The sequence below is a fragment of the Kitasatospora sp. NPDC051702 genome (assembly GCF_040681575.1).
Lineage (GTDB): Bacteria > Actinomycetota > Actinomycetes > Streptomycetales > Streptomycetaceae > Kitasatospora.
Genome location: NZ_JBFAZB010000001.1, coordinates 218712 through 233505, shown reverse-complemented (window position 1 = coordinate 233505; position 14794 = coordinate 218712). Strand labels below are relative to the sequence as shown.

The 14794-nt window shown below is 74.0% G+C and carries 15 protein-coding genes; 9 read left to right on the top strand and 6 right to left on the bottom strand.

The window, feature by feature from the left end; all coding sequences use genetic code 11:
- The first annotated feature begins 42 nt into the window (after window positions 1–42).
- From AB0N04_RS00980 to AB0N04_RS00940, 9 genes are all read left to right on the top strand, one after another.
- The gene (locus AB0N04_RS00980; protein WP_107086570.1) at window positions 43–120 is read left to right on the top strand and encodes a putative leader peptide; all 78 of its coding nucleotides are present in this window, start codon (window positions 43–45) and stop codon (window positions 118–120) included.
- A gap of 195 nt (window positions 121–315) precedes the next feature.
- Entirely contained in the window at window positions 316–969 is a 654-nt protein-coding gene (locus tag AB0N04_RS00975) for a cysteine dioxygenase family protein (protein WP_360205306.1), read from the top strand.
- Entirely contained in the window at window positions 963–1361 is a 399-nt protein-coding gene (locus tag AB0N04_RS00970; protein ID WP_360205304.1) for a rhodanese-like domain-containing protein, read from the top strand. The genes AB0N04_RS00975 and AB0N04_RS00970 overlap by 7 nt, the downstream gene beginning before the upstream one ends.
- Window positions 1362–1664: 303 nt before the next feature.
- Complete coding sequence (locus AB0N04_RS00965; RefSeq protein ID WP_360205302.1) at window positions 1665–2921, top strand: ATP-binding cassette domain-containing protein; 1257 nt, start codon at window positions 1665–1667, stop codon at window positions 2919–2921.
- Window positions 2911–3579, top strand: a complete 669-nt coding sequence (locus tag AB0N04_RS00960) for an ABC transporter permease (RefSeq protein ID WP_360205299.1) — start codon at window positions 2911–2913, stop codon at window positions 3577–3579. The genes AB0N04_RS00965 and AB0N04_RS00960 overlap by 11 nt, the downstream gene beginning before the upstream one ends.
- Window positions 3576–4253 (top strand): ABC transporter permease, encoded by a 678-nt coding sequence (locus AB0N04_RS00955; RefSeq protein ID WP_360205297.1) that lies wholly within the window; start codon window positions 3576–3578, stop codon window positions 4251–4253. Before AB0N04_RS00960 ends, AB0N04_RS00955 begins: the two co-directional genes overlap by 4 nt.
- A 37-nt stretch (window positions 4254–4290) precedes the next feature.
- The gene (locus tag AB0N04_RS00950; RefSeq protein WP_360205295.1) at window positions 4291–5256 is read left to right on the top strand and encodes an ABC transporter substrate-binding protein; all 966 of its coding nucleotides are present in this window, start codon (window positions 4291–4293) and stop codon (window positions 5254–5256) included.
- A 132-nt stretch (window positions 5257–5388) separates the two neighbouring features.
- Window positions 5389–6000, top strand: coding sequence for a hypothetical protein (locus AB0N04_RS00945; RefSeq protein ID WP_360205293.1), 612 nt, complete (start codon window positions 5389–5391; stop codon window positions 5998–6000).
- A 747-nt stretch (window positions 6001–6747) separates the two neighbouring features.
- A complete protein-coding gene (locus AB0N04_RS00940; RefSeq protein WP_360205290.1) occupies window positions 6748–8490 on the top strand; it encodes a glycosyl hydrolase family 18 protein in 1743 nt (580 codons plus the stop codon).
- A 69-nt stretch (window positions 8491–8559) separates the two neighbouring features.
- On the opposite strand, the gene AB0N04_RS00935 is transcribed toward AB0N04_RS00940, so the two are convergent.
- From AB0N04_RS00935 to AB0N04_RS00910, 6 genes are all read right to left on the bottom strand, one after another.
- The gene (locus AB0N04_RS00935) at window positions 8560–9834 is read right to left on the bottom strand and encodes a multidrug effflux MFS transporter (protein ID WP_360205288.1); all 1275 of its coding nucleotides are present in this window, start codon (window positions 9832–9834) and stop codon (window positions 8560–8562) included.
- A 328-nt stretch (window positions 9835–10162) separates the two neighbouring features.
- On the bottom strand, window positions 10163–10645 hold the full coding sequence (locus AB0N04_RS00930; RefSeq protein WP_360205285.1) for a hypothetical protein: 483 nt from the start codon (window positions 10643–10645) through the stop codon (window positions 10163–10165).
- A gap of 423 nt (window positions 10646–11068) precedes the next feature.
- Window positions 11069–11992, bottom strand: a complete 924-nt coding sequence (locus AB0N04_RS00925) for an alkaline phosphatase family protein (protein ID WP_360205283.1) — start codon at window positions 11990–11992, stop codon at window positions 11069–11071.
- Between the two features lie 127 nt (window positions 11993–12119).
- Window positions 12120–12824, bottom strand: a complete 705-nt coding sequence (locus AB0N04_RS00920) for an ATP-grasp domain-containing protein (protein WP_360205467.1) — start codon at window positions 12822–12824, stop codon at window positions 12120–12122.
- A 167-nt stretch (window positions 12825–12991) separates the two neighbouring features.
- On the bottom strand, window positions 12992–13372 hold the full coding sequence (locus AB0N04_RS00915) for an ADP-ribosylation/crystallin J1 (RefSeq protein WP_360205280.1): 381 nt from the start codon (window positions 13370–13372) through the stop codon (window positions 12992–12994).
- A gap of 181 nt (window positions 13373–13553) precedes the next feature.
- Complete coding sequence (locus tag AB0N04_RS00910) at window positions 13554–14732, bottom strand: acyl-CoA dehydrogenase family protein (protein ID WP_360205278.1); 1179 nt, start codon at window positions 14730–14732, stop codon at window positions 13554–13556.
- Between the last annotated feature and the right edge of the window lie 62 nt (window positions 14733–14794).

The window sequence follows — 14794 nt, the reverse complement described above, 5'->3', positions numbered from 1 at the left end:
CTGGCTTGACTTCGTCCGGTTCGCTCGGGAAGGATCCGGCACATGGACTCCGGCGCCACTCTGGTTTGCCGCCTGCACGTCGATCTGCGACGCCAGGCGAGTTCCATCTGTGCCTGTTGACCTTGCTCCTTACCGCCGGTCCCGCCCTGTGACGTCCGCCAGGGTCCGTGCCGCGCAGCCGCACCCGAAGTTCTGATCCCCCGCCCCGCCCGGCGCACCCGTGCGTGCCGTGCCGCTCCGTCGGCCCGCGCCCGCCTCGTCGCCGCCGGAGCAGGGCGCACCCGCCGACGTTCCCGCCGCACCCGAGGACGCCTCATGAGCCTGCACCTCGTACCCGACGACCCGACGACCACCCCCGACACCGGCACCGGGGCCACCGGCACCAGGACCGGCACCGTGACCGGCAGCGGTACCGTGCCGGTCCGCGCGGGCGCCCCCGCCACGGGGGCCCCGGCCTCCCCCGGCACCGCCGGCCCGGCGACCGCCACGGCCACCGCCCTCGAGGAGGCCCGCGCGCCGCTCACCCCGAGCGCGCTACGGGCCGTCGTCCGCGAACTGGCCGAGCAGCCCGACCAGTGGATCCACCTCGTCCGCCTCTCCACGGACGAGCGCTGGTACCAGCGCCTGTTGTCCGACGACGACCACGAGGTGTGGCTGATCAGCTGGCTGCCCGGCCAGTCCACCGGCTTCCACGACCACGGCGGTTCGCGCGGCGCGTTCACCGTCGCCCTCGGAGAGTTGGAGGAGCTGTCCCTGGGCGGGCCGGACCAGGGCCTGCTGATCCGCCGGATCCCGGCCGGAACCGCCCGCGCGTTCGGTCCGGAGTACGTGCACGACGTGCGCAACACCGCCTCGGGCCCGGCCGTCACCCTGCACGCCTACTCGCCCCCGCTGGGCACGATGGCGCACTACGACCTGCGGGCCGGAGGGCTCGTCCGCACCTCGACGGAAGGACCGGAGCAATGGTGACCACGATCGACGACCTGGTGGAGCGGGCCCGCGAGGGAGTCCACCGGCCACGCGCCCGGGAGGCGTACCAGTCGCAGCTGGAGGGCGCGCTGCTGGTCGACATCCGCCCGGCGGCGCAGCGGGCGGCGGAGGGCGAGATCCCCGGCACGCTGATCATCGAGCGGAACGTCCTGGAGTGGCGGCTGGACCCGACGGGCAGTCACCGGATCCCCGAGGCCTCGGGCTACGACGTCGAGGTGATCGTGGTCTGCTCGGAGGGGTACGCCTCCAGCCTGGCCGCGGCCTCGCTGCGGGAGCTGGGGCTGCACCGGGCGACCGACCTGGACGGCGGCTTCGTCGGCTGGGCGGCCGCCGGGCTGCCGACCCGTTCGAGCGGCGGGGCTGCCGGGTAGTCGGGCGGTTTGGGCCCGCCCCGTCGGACGGGCGGGCTCCGTGCCGCCGGCCGGGTGGTAAATGAGAGACAGGAGATGACTCAGGTCATAGGCTGATCGGAGTTTCCGCCGGTCCAAAGCTGGGCAGCCACGCGGGCGGAAGAACGCCCGCACGGACGGTCCGACAGACGCGTCACCGCGGTGGCGGCCGACACGGCCTCCACCGACATCGCCGCCGATTGTCGACAAACCGTCATCAACCGAAAGACCGAACGACCGAACAGGCGCCGCCTCCCCGGGGCGCCCTGACGAGGAAACCTCCCCGTGATCAGATTCGAGGGCGCCGGCAAGCGCCACCCCGACGGCACCATCGCCGTCGAGGGCCTGGACCTGGAAGTCCCGACCGGCCGGATAACCGTCCTGGTCGGACCATCCGGGTGCGGCAAGACCACCCTGCTGCGCATGGTCAACCGGATGGTCGAACCGACCTCGGGCCGGGTGCTGCTGGACGGCACGGACGTCGCCGAGCTGGAACCCGCCGGGCTGCGCCGCGGCATCGGGTACGTGATCCAGCAGGCCGGCCTCTTCCCGCACCGCAAGGTGATCGACAACATCGCCACCGTCCCCTACCTGCTCGGCTGGGACCGCAGGAAGGCCCGCGCCCGGGCCGCCGAACTGCTCGAACTGGTCGGGCTCGCGCCCGAGACCGGCAAGCGGTACCCCTTCCAGCTGTCCGGCGGCCAGCAGCAACGCGTCGGCGTCGCCCGCGCCCTGGCCGCCGACCCGCCGGTCCTGCTGATGGACGAGCCGTTCAGCGCCGTCGACCCGGTCGTGCGCGCCGGGCTCCAGGAGGAACTGCTGCGCCTGCAGTCCGAACTGCACAAGACGGTGCTCTTCGTCACCCACGACATCGAGGAGGCCGTCCGGCTCGGCGACCAGGTGGTGGTCCTGCGCGAGCAGGGCCGGATCGCCCAGCTCGCCGACCCGCACACCCTGCTCACCGCCCCCGCCGACGAGGGCGTCGCCGCCTTCCTCGGCCGCGACCGCGGACTGCGCGGCCTCGGCCTGCGCCCGGCGAGCGCCATCGACGTCCGCCCGGTGGGCGACGGGCTGCACCACGGCGGCTGGGAGCTCGCGCTGGACGACGAGCGCCGCCCGATCGGCTGGATCGACCGCGACGCCGTCACCGCCGAGCTGCACCCGGCGGCCGGGTACCGCCCGGACACCGACACCCTGCGGACCGCCCTGGACGCGGCCGTGCTCTCCCCCGCCGGGGTGGCCGTCGCCCTGGACCCGGACGGCCGGGCCACCGGCACCGCGACGCGCGACGCCATCCTCGCCGCCCTGTCGGCCGCCGGCGCTCCCGGCGCTCCCGGTGGCCTCGGCACCCCCAGCGCTCCCGGTCCCGGTGGCCTCGGCGCTCCCAGCGCTTCCGGTGCCCCCGGCACACCGGGGCCCGGCAGCACGGCGGCCGCCGGGGCGGCGAAGGCCGCCGGAGCTGCGGAGCCGACGGGCCCCGCGGAACCGGCCGAAGGCGCCGAGCCGGCCCGCGCCGCGGACGGAGCCGACGGTGGACGGTGAACCGATCGTCCGCTGGTACTGGATCGGCGACCACCTCGGCTACCTCGGCGACCTGCTCGCCGACCACGCGGTGATCGCGCTCCTCCCGGTGCTCATCGGCCTGCTGCTGGCCGTCCCGCTCGGGCTGGCGTGCAGCCGCTTCCCGCGGCTGTACCAGCCGCTGGCCGCCGTCTTCAACGTCGTCTACGCTCTGCCCTCGCTGGCGGTGTTCGTGGTGCTCATCCCCTACACCGGTCTCGCCACCCAGGCGACCGTGATGATCCCGCTCACCTTCTACGCCGTCGCCGTGCTGCTGCCGACCACCGTGGACGGGCTGCGCGCCGTCCCGGACCCCGTCCGGCAGGCCGCGACCGCGATGGGGTACGGGCCGTGGCACCGGCTGACCGCCGTCGAGCTGCCCGCCGCCGTGCCGTACCTGATCGCCGGGCTGCGGGTCGCGGCGGTGTCCAGCATCTCGCTGGCCAGCGTGGGCGCCCTGGTCGGGCGCGGCGGGCTCGGCTACCTGTTCATCGACGGCTTCCAGCGCACCTTCCCGACCCCGATCGTGGCCGGCATCGCGCTGATCGCCGTCCTCGCCCTGGCCGTCGACCTGCTGCTGGTGGGCGCCCGGCGGCTGCTCGCGCCGTGGGCCGTCCGGGAGAAGGGGGCGGGCTCGTGAACTGGCTGAGCTGGCTGGGCGACTTCTTCTCCGCCCCCGACCACCGCAGTGGTCCGGACTCGATCGCGCACCGGGTCACCGAACACCTGCTGCTCTCCGGCGAGGCCCTGCTGTGGGCGGCGCTGCTCGCCGTCCCGCTCGGACTGCTGATCGGTTACACCGGGCGCGGCGTCACCGTCGTCACCGCCTTCGCGGGTGCCGCGCGCGCCCTGCCGACGCTCGGACTGGTGACGCTGGCCGTCCTGCTGGCCGGGGTCGGCGACACGGCCGTCCTGGTCCCGCTGGTCGCGCTGGCCGCGCCGCCACTGCTGGTCGCCGCCGTCGAGGGGGTCCGCGGCACCGACCCGGACGTCCGGGACGCCGCACGGGGCATCGGACTGACCCACCGCCAGGTGCTGTGGCAGGTCTGCCTGCCTTCGGCGGCGCCGACCCTGCTCGCCGGACTGCGCACCGCGACCGTCCAGGTGATCGCCACCGCCACGGTGGCCGCCTACGTCGGACTGGGCGGCCTCGGCCGCTACGTGATGGACGGGCTGGCCACCCGCAGGTACGCCGTCACCGTCGGCGGGGCGCTGCTGGTGGTGCTGCTCGCCGTCGGCGCCCAGGCCTTCTTCGCACTCCTCGCCCGGTACGCGCTCCCGCCCGGGATCCGCGCCCAGCGCCGGGCCCGCTGAACCCCGTTCCCACCCTTCCGGAAGGACACCTGTCACCATGTCGACACACCACAGAGGCCGACGCGCCGTCGTCCTCGGCACGCTCGCCGCGCTCGCCCTCGGCGCCACCGCCTGCGGCTCCTCCGGCGGCGACCCGCTCGGCGGCGGTTCCGGCGCGACCGCCTCCGGGAGCGGTTCCACCGGCGGGTCCGGGAGTGGCTCCGGGAGCGGCTCCGGGTCGACGGTGGTCGTCGGTTCGGCGAACTTCCCGGAGAACGTCCTGCTCGGCTCCATCTACTCGCAGGCGCTCAAGGCCAAGGGCGTGAAGGTCGAGGAGAAGTTCAACATCGGCAGCCGCGAGGTGCTCTACGGGCAGCTGCAGAGCGGCAACCTGACCGTCCTGCCCGAGTACAACGGTGCACTGCTGTCCTACCTGGACGCCAAGGCCACCGCCGTCACCAAGGAGGACGTGAACGCGGCGCTGACCAAGGCGCTGCCCGGGGCGCTGGCGATACTCGACTCCTCCCCGGCCGAGGACAAGGACTCGCTCAGCGTCACCCAGGCGACCGCCGACAAGTACAACCTCAAGAGCATCGCCGACCTGGCCGCCAAGGCGGGCGAGTTCACCATCGGCGGCCCGCCGGAGTTCAAGACCCGCCGCGAACAGCAGTTCAAGGACGTCTACGGCCTGACGTTCAAGGAGTGGAAGCCCACCGGTGACACCACCGCGAACGCGCTCAAGGACGACAACGTCCAGGTCGGCAACGTCTTCACCACGGACCCCAAGATCGTCCAGCTGAAGCTCGTCCCGCTGGCCGACCCGAAGAACGCCTTCGGTGCACAGAACGTCACCCCGCTGGTCAACAAGGCGGGCGTGGACGCCACGGCGACGGCGGCACTCAACGCGGTGTCGGCCAAGCTGGACACCGCGGGTCTGACCTCGCTGATGAAGCGCGTCGCCATCGACAAGGAGGACCCGTCGGCGGTGGCCAAGGACTGGCTGAAGGCCAACGGGCTCGGCTGAGCCAGGAGTCCGGAGCGACGGGACGGCGGCCCGGCGGCGGACCCGGGGGCGATCCCCGGGCCCGCCTGCCGGGCCGTCGGCCGTCGCACGGGGATCTTCCCTTCGACGCCGCGAACATGACAGTGTGACGCCATGCGCACTCGTCTCCTCGCCGCCACCCTCACGGCATTCGCCGCGGTGAGCCTCGCTGCCTGCTCCAGTTCCGGAACGGGCTCCGGCACGTCCACCGCCGCGGCGGGCTCCCCCTCCACCGCCGCCACCACCACCGCGCCCGACGCCGCCTCGCCCGGCGCCACCACGGCGCCCACGGCCCCCGCGACCACCACGGCGCCCTCGGCCGGCGCCACCGACCCGGCCGCCCCCTCGGCCGGCGCCACCGGGGCTCCCGCGCCCGCCACCCCCTCGGCGCCCGCCACGGACGGCGGCTCCACCGCGGCCCCGGCCAAGCCCGCACCGCCCGCCGACGCCGGCCTGCCCGCCAAGCCGGACGGCGGCCTGACCGACAAGCTGGTGGCGGCACTGAAGGCGATCGACCCGGCCATCGTCGGCGACAAGCCCGACCAGGCCGTGGACCGGGCCCGCAACCAGTGCCAGGCCATGTACCAGTTCCCCAAGGACAAGGCGAAGCTGGTCGAGCTGGCCAACCAGCGCTTCACCTCGCCCGACCACCCGCAGGGCTTCGGGCCGGACACCGCCGCGAAGATCAACGACGCGCTGCGGGCCACCCTCTGCCCGCCGGCGTGACCCGCCGCGGAGCCCGCCGCGCGACCCGTCCCGCGACCCGCCACGTGACCCGTCCCGCGACCCGCCGCCCGACCCGCCGGACCGTGAGGACCACCGGAACCGGCGGGACCGCCCCGGCGACGACACGCCCCGACCGCCCGGCGTCCTGAGCGCCGGGCCGCCGTGGCCGCGCCCCTGCGACGGGTGCGCGGCCACGGCCCCACCCCGCGCGCCCGCCTGCGGCGCAGCGCAGGCCTGCCTGCCCGCGCTCCCGGCTCCCCGCCGCGCCACCCGAGGTGCCGGGACGTCCCCTTGGGCCGCCACGGCCGTGTGCTGACGAACTGTTAGGGCTCTTGACAGACAAGTGGTCTAGTCCAACCATAAGCATGTCGATCCGACCGGGATGCACTGTGGGGGTGTGACCACCGGCGGCTGAGGCACTGCCCTGCCCTGCTCCGCTCCACCCCCGCACCGTCCGGCGCGCACGCCCGCGAACCGCCACCCGCCCCCGCGCGGGCCGGTGGGCCTCCGCGCGCCGAGTTGTCCCCTTGCCCCCGTGTATCCGTGTATCCGTGTCCACGCACCTGCACGTCCACGCACCCGCACGTCCGTACGCCCTTGCGCCTTCCCGCCCGGACCGGCACGCCCGGAGCCGCCCGGCCGACCCCACACGGCCGCCGCGATCCGGCCGGACCGCCCCCGCAGGTCCTGGGCCCGCACCAGTCCGAATCGCCAACGTCCCGCCCCACCACGAATGTTGGAGAACCCATGCGTCTACGCAGAACGATCCAGGCAGCCCTGACCGCCTGCGCCACCCTGGCCGCCTCGGCCGGCCTGGTCGCCGCCGGAACGGGCACCGCCCAGGCCGCGACCCCGCTCCCCAGCCGGGTCTTCGCCCCCTACTTCGAGTCCTGGACCGGGCAGAGCCCCGCCACCCTGGCCGCCCAGTCCGGCGCCAAGTACCTGACGATGGCCTTCCTCCAGGCCGCCACCAAGGGCTCCTGCACCCCGTACTGGAACGGCGACACCTCCAAGCCCGTCTCCAGCTCGACCTTCGGCGCCGACATCGCCACCATCCGCGCCAACGGCGGGGACGTGATCCCCTCCTTCGGCGGCTACACCGCCGACAACACCGGCACCGAACTGGCCGACAGCTGCACCGACGTCAACCAGATCGCGGCCGCCTACGAGAACCTGATCACCACCTACGACATCAGCCGGATCGACCTCGACATCGAGGACAACTCGCTGACCAACACGGCCGGGATCGACCGCCGCAACAAGGCGATCAAGGTCGTGCAGGACTGGGCCGCGGCCAACGGGCGCAACGTCCAGTTCTCGTACACGCTGCCGACCACCACCAGCGGGCTGGCCTCCAGCGGCCTCGCCGTACTGAAGAACGCGGTCACCAACAACGCCCGGATCGACGTCGTCAACATGATGACCTTCGACTACTACGACAACGCCGCCCACGACATGGCGGCCGACACCCAGACCTCGGCGCAGGGCCTCTACAACCAGCTCGCCAAGCTCTACCCGTCCAAGACCCCCGCGCAGCTGTGGGGTTCGATCGGGATCACCGAGATGGTCGGCATCGACGACTTCGGCGCAGCCGAGACCTTCACCGTCGCCAACGCCACCACCGTCTACAACTGGGCGGTGTCGAAGGGCATCAACACGCTGTCCTTCTGGGCGCTCCAGCGCGACAACGGAGGCTGCCCGGGCAAGTCCGGCGACGACTCCTGCTCCGGGATCAACCAGAACACCTGGGACTTCACCCACATCTTCGCGCCGTTCACCAGCGGCTCGACGGTGAACAACGACTTCTCCGTCGCCGTCAACCCCAACTCGGCCACGGTCAGCGCCGGTTCGTCGACCTCTGCGGCCATCGCCACCGCGGTGACGGCGGGTTCGGCCCAGAGCCTCACCCTCTCGGTCAGCGGCGCCCCGACCGGCGTCACCGCCACCGTCACCCCCGGCAGCGTCACCGCCGGCACCGGCGCCACCCTCAACATCGCCACCACCGCGGCGGCCGCCGCGGGCACCTACCCGCTCACGGTGACCGCCAGCGGGCCGTCCGGCAGCCACACCGCCACCTACGCGCTGACCGTCACCGGAACGACCCCGCCGACCGGCCTGGTCAACGGCGGCCTGGAGAGCGGCAGCCTCGCCCCGTGGACCTGCCAGAGCGGCGGCGCCGTGGTCTCCACCCCGGCCCACTCCGGGTCCTACGCGCTGCAGGCGGCGGCCACCGGCGGCCAGACCGGCGAGTGCTCGCAGACCGTCACCCTGAAGCCCAACACCAGCTACACGCTGAGCGGCTGGGTCCAGGGCAACTACGCCTACCTCGGCGTCAGCGGCGGGGCCACCGGCAGCACCTGGGCGAACGCCACCGGCTGGACGAAGCTGACCGTCCCCTTCACCACCGGCGCCTCCGGCACCGTCACCGTGTACCTGCACGGCTGGTACGGCCAGGAGAACGTCTACGGGGACGACTTCGCGATCGCCTGACGATCACCTCACGGGTGACGGATGACGGGTAACAGATTTCAGATGACAGCTGACAGATTTCATCATCTGTCAGCTGTCATCTGTTTGCGCCTTCGACGCCCGGCACAGCGTCAGATAGGTCACCGTGGCCAGCACCCCGCAGGCCAGGACGACCACGGCCAGCAGCACGGCCGACGGCTTCCCGCCGAGGCTGCTCAGCGGCGCGACCACCGCCCCGGACAGGAAGTTCCCGGTGCCGAGCAGCGCCGAGGCCGTCCCCGCGGCCGGCGGCTCCACCAGGCTCAGCGCCTGCGCCGCCGTGTTCGGCAGGAGCACGCCCATGCTGCCCATCATCACGAACAGCGGCGGGCAGAACCCGAGCAGACCGAAGTCCCAGACCGTCGTCGTCAGCACCAGCACGGCCCCCGCGGCCACCGCCGTCCCGAGCCCGGCCAGCATCAGCGCCCGCGCCGTGAAGCGCTTCGCCAGCACCCGCCCGTTCAGCTGGGTCATGACGACGATGGCCAGTGAGTTCGCCCCGAACAGCAGGCTGTAGGTCTGGGGCGAGACCCGGTACACGTGCTGCAGCACCGTCGACGACCCGCTGATGTAGCCGAACAGCGCGCCGTACGCGAAGGCGCTGGTCAGCGCCACCCCGAGGAACGGCAGGTCGCGCAGCAGCCCGCCCATCGTGCGCAGCGCCGCGCCGACGCCGCCCCCGTTGCGGGCGTGCGGCGGCAGCGTCTCGCGCAGCGCGCCGAACGCGACCAGGGTGAGCAGCAGTCCGAGCGCGGTGAGCGCGCCGAAGGTGCCGCGCCAGGACGTGAACCGCATCAGCTGCGCACCCACGATCGGGGCGAGGATCGGTGCCAGCCCGGATATCAGGGCGATCGAGGCCAGGAAGCGCAGCATGGCGACGCCCTGGAAGCGGTCCCGGGCGACGGCCCGGCCGATCACCAGTCCGGCGGATCCGGCCGCGCCCTGGACGAAGCGGGCGACGATCAGCACCGTCAGGCTCGGCGCGATCGCGCACACCACGCTGGCCAGGGTGAAGAGGGCGAGTCCGGCGAGCAGCGGCGGGCGGCGGCCGAAGCGGTCGCTGAGGGGTCCGAAGAGCAGCTGACCGGACGCCACGCCGAACATCGAGAAGGTGAGGGTGAGCTGGACGGCGGCCGGGTCGGCGGCCAGCTCCTGCGCGATGTCGGGGAGCCCGGGCAGGTAGAGGTCCGTGGTGAGCGGGCCGAGCGCGACGAGACCGCCGAGGACGGCGACGGTGGCCCGGCCGGTCCCGCCCCGGTCGGTGGCGGTCGTGGCGGAGGTGGTGGTCGACGTGTCACCGGCGGGGCCGACGGTCGGGCCGGGCATGGGGCTCCTCACGGAACGGGGGGCGGGGCGGGACAGGGGGCGGGACGCGTTCGTCCAGCTCCGTCCTATCGCAGCCCGGGGCGCCTCCGACAGCGGGGGTCCACCAGGTGGTTCAGCGTCGGCCGTGCTCAAGGCCCCCGAGCGGCGTCCGCGCCGCCGCCGTACGGCCTGCGGGGGGCCTGCGGACGGTCTGCACACGACGACGGCCCGCCTCGCACGGGGGTGCGGGACGGGCCGGTCGGGGAAGGACGGTGGGCCGGTCGGGGGACGACCGAGTCCCGGTGGGGCCGTGGAGCCGAGGGGCCGTGGAACCGAGGAGTCCGGCGGGTCAGTGCTTGGTCGGCCGCTCGGCGCGCAGCGCCGCCTGGACCGCCGCGCCGTCCTGCCACGCATAGAGCTGGTTGCCGGTGAGGGTGACGTTGTAGTGCCCGCAGGTCGCGCTGGCCTTGGCCGCGACGCCCTCGGGGAACCAGCCGGCCTTGAGCGTCACGGGCACCGAGTGCGCGGACCTGCCGGGCATGCCCGTGGTGCAGCCGACGGGCAGCCGGCCGTCCGGGAGGGTGGCGCGCAGCAGGCGGTCGTCACCGGTCGTCGACATCAGGTACTGCACCGCGGAGGCGTTGTCGGGCAGCCAGGTGGGCATCGAGCGGCGCTCGGCCTTGGCCTGGCTCCCGCTCGCGAAGGAGGCGTGCTCCTGGTGGCGCCCGTCGTACCACTCGGACACCCGCGGGCCGACTGCCACGGCTGCCACGGCGACGGCCATGCCGGTGCCCGCGACTCCCAGCGCGACCTTGCTCACGATGCCCTTCATGCCCGTCTGCCCTCTCCGTGTCCGTTGCCTTTGCGAGGCCGGTCGCCGTGTCGGTGACCGCCCCCGGCCCGGTCCGCGACGTCCGCCGCCCGGGTGTATCCATCGTGGCGTGCGCCGCCCGGCCGGAGCGTCACCACCAGGTCGAGATCTCGCCTCCATCCCACGGGGTACGGTCTCCACCTTCAGAGGTATGTCCGGCGGCCGGGTCTCAGGGGTAGGCCGCCCTCGCGGTGGTGTCCTGCGGCGGTCGGGCCTTGCCGGGGCCCCGATCGAGCGTCACTCAGGTGCGGCGACGGCGCAGCCCGGTGTGCTGCACCCGGGGGGCGGCGCGGGGTTTCTGAGGTGGCGTCCGGGTCGTTCCGGCGGGCCGGTCTGAGGCTCCGTCCGGGGCGGACGGAGGGGTGGGGCGGGGTGCCGCCCCGCTCAGACCGTCACGGGCTCCGCGGGCGTCACGGGGGCCGCGGGGGCCGCGGGGGCCGCGGACACCGGTCGGGCGAGCGGGAAGGGCCGGCCGTCGAGGGTCCAGTGCGGGTCGATGGGGCGCAGCAGGGAGGCGTACACCTGGGCGGCGACGTCCGGGTGGCGGATCTCCCCGGTGGGCGGACCGGCCGGGACGTCGTGCCCGGCGCAGGCGACCCAGGCGGTGCGCTCCTCGGGGGTGCGGCCGCCGTGCCCGCCTGCGTCGACGTGCCCGTGGTCGGTGACGACGATGACGGTCCACTGCTCGTCGGCGTGGGTCGCCCGGCCGCGGACGGCGTCGAGCAGCCGGCCGAGGCGCTCGTCCGCGGTGCGCATGGCCGCGCGGTACTCCTCGCCGCAGCCGAGGAAGTGGGCGGTCTCGTCGACGGCGCCGAGGTAGACGAAGGACGCCTCCGGGTCGGCGGTGGACAGGACGTGGACGGCCTCCCGGGTGACCTCCTCGTCGACGGTCTCCCATGCCTCGGGGGTGTCCTCCGCCGGGGAGACGTAGGAGAGCCGGCCGGGGGCGCGGAACAGCGGGCCGCCGGACTGGTTGATCACCAGAGGGTCCCAGCCGGCCGCGACGAAGGTGCGGCGGCGGTCACCGCGGGCGAGCCGGGTCGCGAAGTCGGGGAAGACGTCGAGCCGGTTGCCCGCGAGGTGGTTGCCCCAGACGCCGTGCTTGGCGGGCTCGACCCCGGTGACGATGGTGGCCCAGCACGGCCCGGACATGGTGGGCGTGGTGTCCGCGACGGTGACCGGCACCAGGAAACCGGCCTCGGCGACCTCCTGCAGCCGGGGCATCGGCACGTGCTCCAGGTAGTCGTGGCGGACACCGTCGATCCCGACGACGAGCACGCGGGGGCGGGGCCACTGGGCAGCGGACATGGCAGGGCTTCCTTTCGGTCGTGCACACCCGGCCGCGCCCGCCGAGGGCGCCGCCGACCGCGCCATGTTTCACCTCCCGCCGTACCGCCCGGCGTCCGCCCGCCGAACGCCGGGTGTCCGCCAGGTGTCAGGCGGCGGTACGGACGAACCGGCGGTCGGCCGCGGCGAGTTCCGCGGCCGGTCCGGCCGCGCGCAGCACCACGTCCAGGACGCGGTCCGGGTCGGCGGCGTAGCAGTGCGCGAACCACGGCATGTTCGCCTCGACGACGGCCCAGTGCACGGCCGGGTCGTAGGGGTCGGCGATCGGGCCGACGTCCAGGACGACCCCGCTCGGCAGGGTCTCGCCGACGTCGGCGAGCAGGCGCCGGGCGAAGGCGGTCGCCCCGGCGTCCAGCGGTGCCGGGTCGAGCCGTCCGAAGCGGGCGTAGCGGCTGCCGGTGAGCACCTCGCCGTCGCGGACGAACAGCCGGTACTCGGCGGCGAAGGTCACCGGCTCGCTGACCAGGACGGGCGTGTCGGGGCCGATCCGGTCACCGGTGCGCGGCAGCCGGGTGCCGTCCGGGTAGACGGCGGGCGGGATCGACTTGTCGGCAGGTGGCTTGACGAACGCCGGACGGCGCAGCGCCCACGCCTCGGCGAGGGTGGTCAGTTCGATCCGGCGGCGGGTGTACTCCGCGGGCAGGCGGGTGAGCCAGTCGTCCTCGGGTTCGAGCAGGGCGAGGCCGAGCGGGCCGGCTACCCGGGCGGCCGCGAACGGGCCGCCGTACCAGTGGAGGGGTCGCCCGGCGAGGCGCTCGACGGTCGCGGGGCCGTCGAGGACGGCGGTGGCCAGACCCCGCCCGGCGGCGGCCTCGACGAGCAGGGCGGTGGTGCTGGTCCGCTGGGCGGAGGTGAGCAGCACGCGGCCGGGCCCGGCCTGGCCCGCCGTAGCCCGGCCCGTCACCGCCCGGCCCTCCGCCGTTTGGCCCGTCACCGCCCGACTCGTCACGGAGCGGCCCGTCACGGCTGGGGGTGGAACGTGTGGACGACCTCGATGCGGCCGACGATGTTCCGGTTGAACTCGGCCAACTCCTCGGCCGGCACCCAGAGTTCCAGGATCGTCCGGCCGCCCGCCTGCTGCACGGGGTAGCGGGCGAGGAAGGCGGTGTCGACCTCGAAGCGGGTCACGTAGCCGACGCCGGAGGCCGGGACGTTCCAGTCGCGGGCGATGCGGATCGCGTAGTCCTCGTCGAGGACGGGGTAGAAGATCGGCTGCTCGGGCAGCCGGGGCGGCCAGGCACGCCGGCCGGACGCCTCGACCAGGGCCAGTTCCTCGGGGCCGGTCGGGCGCCAGAGGGTGGTGGTCGGGGCGGTGCCGCTCGCGGTGGGCCGGTTCTCCATGGCCGGGACGGTAGCCGGGCCACGGCGGACCCGGCCACCGGATTTCCCGGCGGCCGGGTTCCCAGCGGCCGGGTTCCCCAGCGGCCTTGGCGGACCGCGGACGCCGAGGCGCGCCCCGGAGGCTTACCAGAGCCGCACCGGGTGCCGGAGTACCCCGGCACCCGGGACGGCCGGCGCCGGGTCAGCGGTACGCGGACTCGCCGGTGATGGTCTCGCCCAGCACCAGGGTGTGGATCTCGCTGGTGCCCTCGTAGGTGAGCACCGACTCCAGGTTGTTGGCGTGCCGGAGGACCGGGTACTCGGTGGTGATGCCGTTGGCTCCGAGGACCGTCCGGGCACTGCGGGCGATCTCCAGCGCGGTGCGGACGTTGTTCAGCTTGCCGAAGCTGATGTGCGGCGGGCGGGCGGCGCCCTCCTCCTTGAGCCGGCCGATCCGCAGGGCGACCAGGTAGGCCTTCTCGACCTCCAGCATCATCTCGACGAGCTTCTGCTGGGTGAGCTGGAAGCCGGCGATCGGGCGGTCGAACTGGATCCGGGACTTCGCGTAGTCGAGGGCCGCGGTGTAGCAGTCGCGGGCGGCGCCGACGGTGCCCCAGAGGATGCCGTAGCGGGCCTCGTTGAGGGAGGAGAGCGGCCCGCGCAGACCGGTGACGCCGGGCAGGACGGCGTCGGCCGGCAGGACCACCTCGTCGAAGGCGAGTTCGCTGGTCACCGAGGCGCGCAGGGACAGCTTGCCGTGCACGTCGGTGGCGGTCAGACCACGGGCTCCGCGCTCGACCAGGAAGCCCCGCACACCCTCCTCGGTCTGCGCCCAGACGACGGCGACGTCGGAGATGCTGCCGTTGGTGATCCACATCTTGCTGCCCGACAGCACCCAGTCGCCGCCCTTGCGCACCGCCCGGGTGCGCATGTTGGCCGGGTCCGACCCGAAGTCGGGCTCGGTGAGGCCGAAGCAGCCGATCAGCTCACCGGCGGCCATCCCGGGCAGCCACCGCTGCTTCTGCTCCTCGGAGCCGAACGCGTGGATCGACCGCATGGCGAGCGAGCCCTGGACGGAGACGAAACTGCGCAGCCCCGAGTCCACGGCCTCCAGCTCCATACAGGCGACCCCGTACGCGACCGCCCCGGCGCCGGCGCAGCCGTAACCGTCGAGGTGCATCCCGAGCACGCCGAGGGCGCCGAGCTCGGGGGCCAGCTCGCGGGCCGGGAAGACGCCGCGCTCGAACCAGTCGCCGATGTGCGGGCGGATCCGTTCCTCCGTGAACCGGCGGACGGTGTCGCGGATCAGCCGCTCCTCGTCGGAGAGGAGGTCGCCGACGGCGAGCAGGTCGGACGGGTCGATCCGGGTCGGCTTCGTCATTGAAGCTCCTTGTAGTCTCGGCGGAGTACCGGCGAGTATTCCGCACCCGGGAGGGCGGCGGG

Bases quoted from the DNA above. Each gene is read 5' to 3' on its own strand.
- AB0N04_RS00980 (WP_107086570.1), top strand. From the start codon at position 43: ATGGACTCCGGCGCCACTCTGGTTTGCCGCCTGCACGTCGATCTGCGA.
- AB0N04_RS00975 (WP_360205306.1), top strand. From the start codon at position 316: ATGAGCCTGCACCTCGTACCCGACGACCCGACGACCACCCCCGACACC.
- AB0N04_RS00970 (WP_360205304.1), top strand. From the start codon at position 963: ATGGTGACCACGATCGACGACCTGGTGGAGCGGGCCCGCGAGGGAGTC.
- AB0N04_RS00950 (WP_360205295.1), top strand. From the start codon at position 4,291: ATGTCGACACACCACAGAGGCCGACGCGCCGTCGTCCTCGGCACGCTC.
- AB0N04_RS00945 (WP_360205293.1), top strand. From the start codon at position 5,389: ATGCGCACTCGTCTCCTCGCCGCCACCCTCACGGCATTCGCCGCGGTG.
- AB0N04_RS00940 (WP_360205290.1), top strand. From the start codon at position 6,748: ATGCGTCTACGCAGAACGATCCAGGCAGCCCTGACCGCCTGCGCCACC.
- AB0N04_RS00935 (WP_360205288.1), bottom strand. From the start codon at position 9,834: ATGCCCGGCCCGACCGTCGGCCCCGCCGGTGACACGTCGACCACCACC.
- AB0N04_RS00930 (WP_360205285.1), bottom strand. From the start codon at position 10,645: ATGAAGGGCATCGTGAGCAAGGTCGCGCTGGGAGTCGCGGGCACCGGC.
- AB0N04_RS00925 (WP_360205283.1), bottom strand. From the start codon at position 11,992: ATGTCCGCTGCCCAGTGGCCCCGCCCCCGCGTGCTCGTCGTCGGGATC.
- AB0N04_RS00915 (WP_360205280.1), bottom strand. From the start codon at position 13,372: ATGGAGAACCGGCCCACCGCGAGCGGCACCGCCCCGACCACCACCCTC.
- AB0N04_RS00910 (WP_360205278.1), bottom strand. From the start codon at position 14,732: ATGACGAAGCCGACCCGGATCGACCCGTCCGACCTGCTCGCCGTCGGC.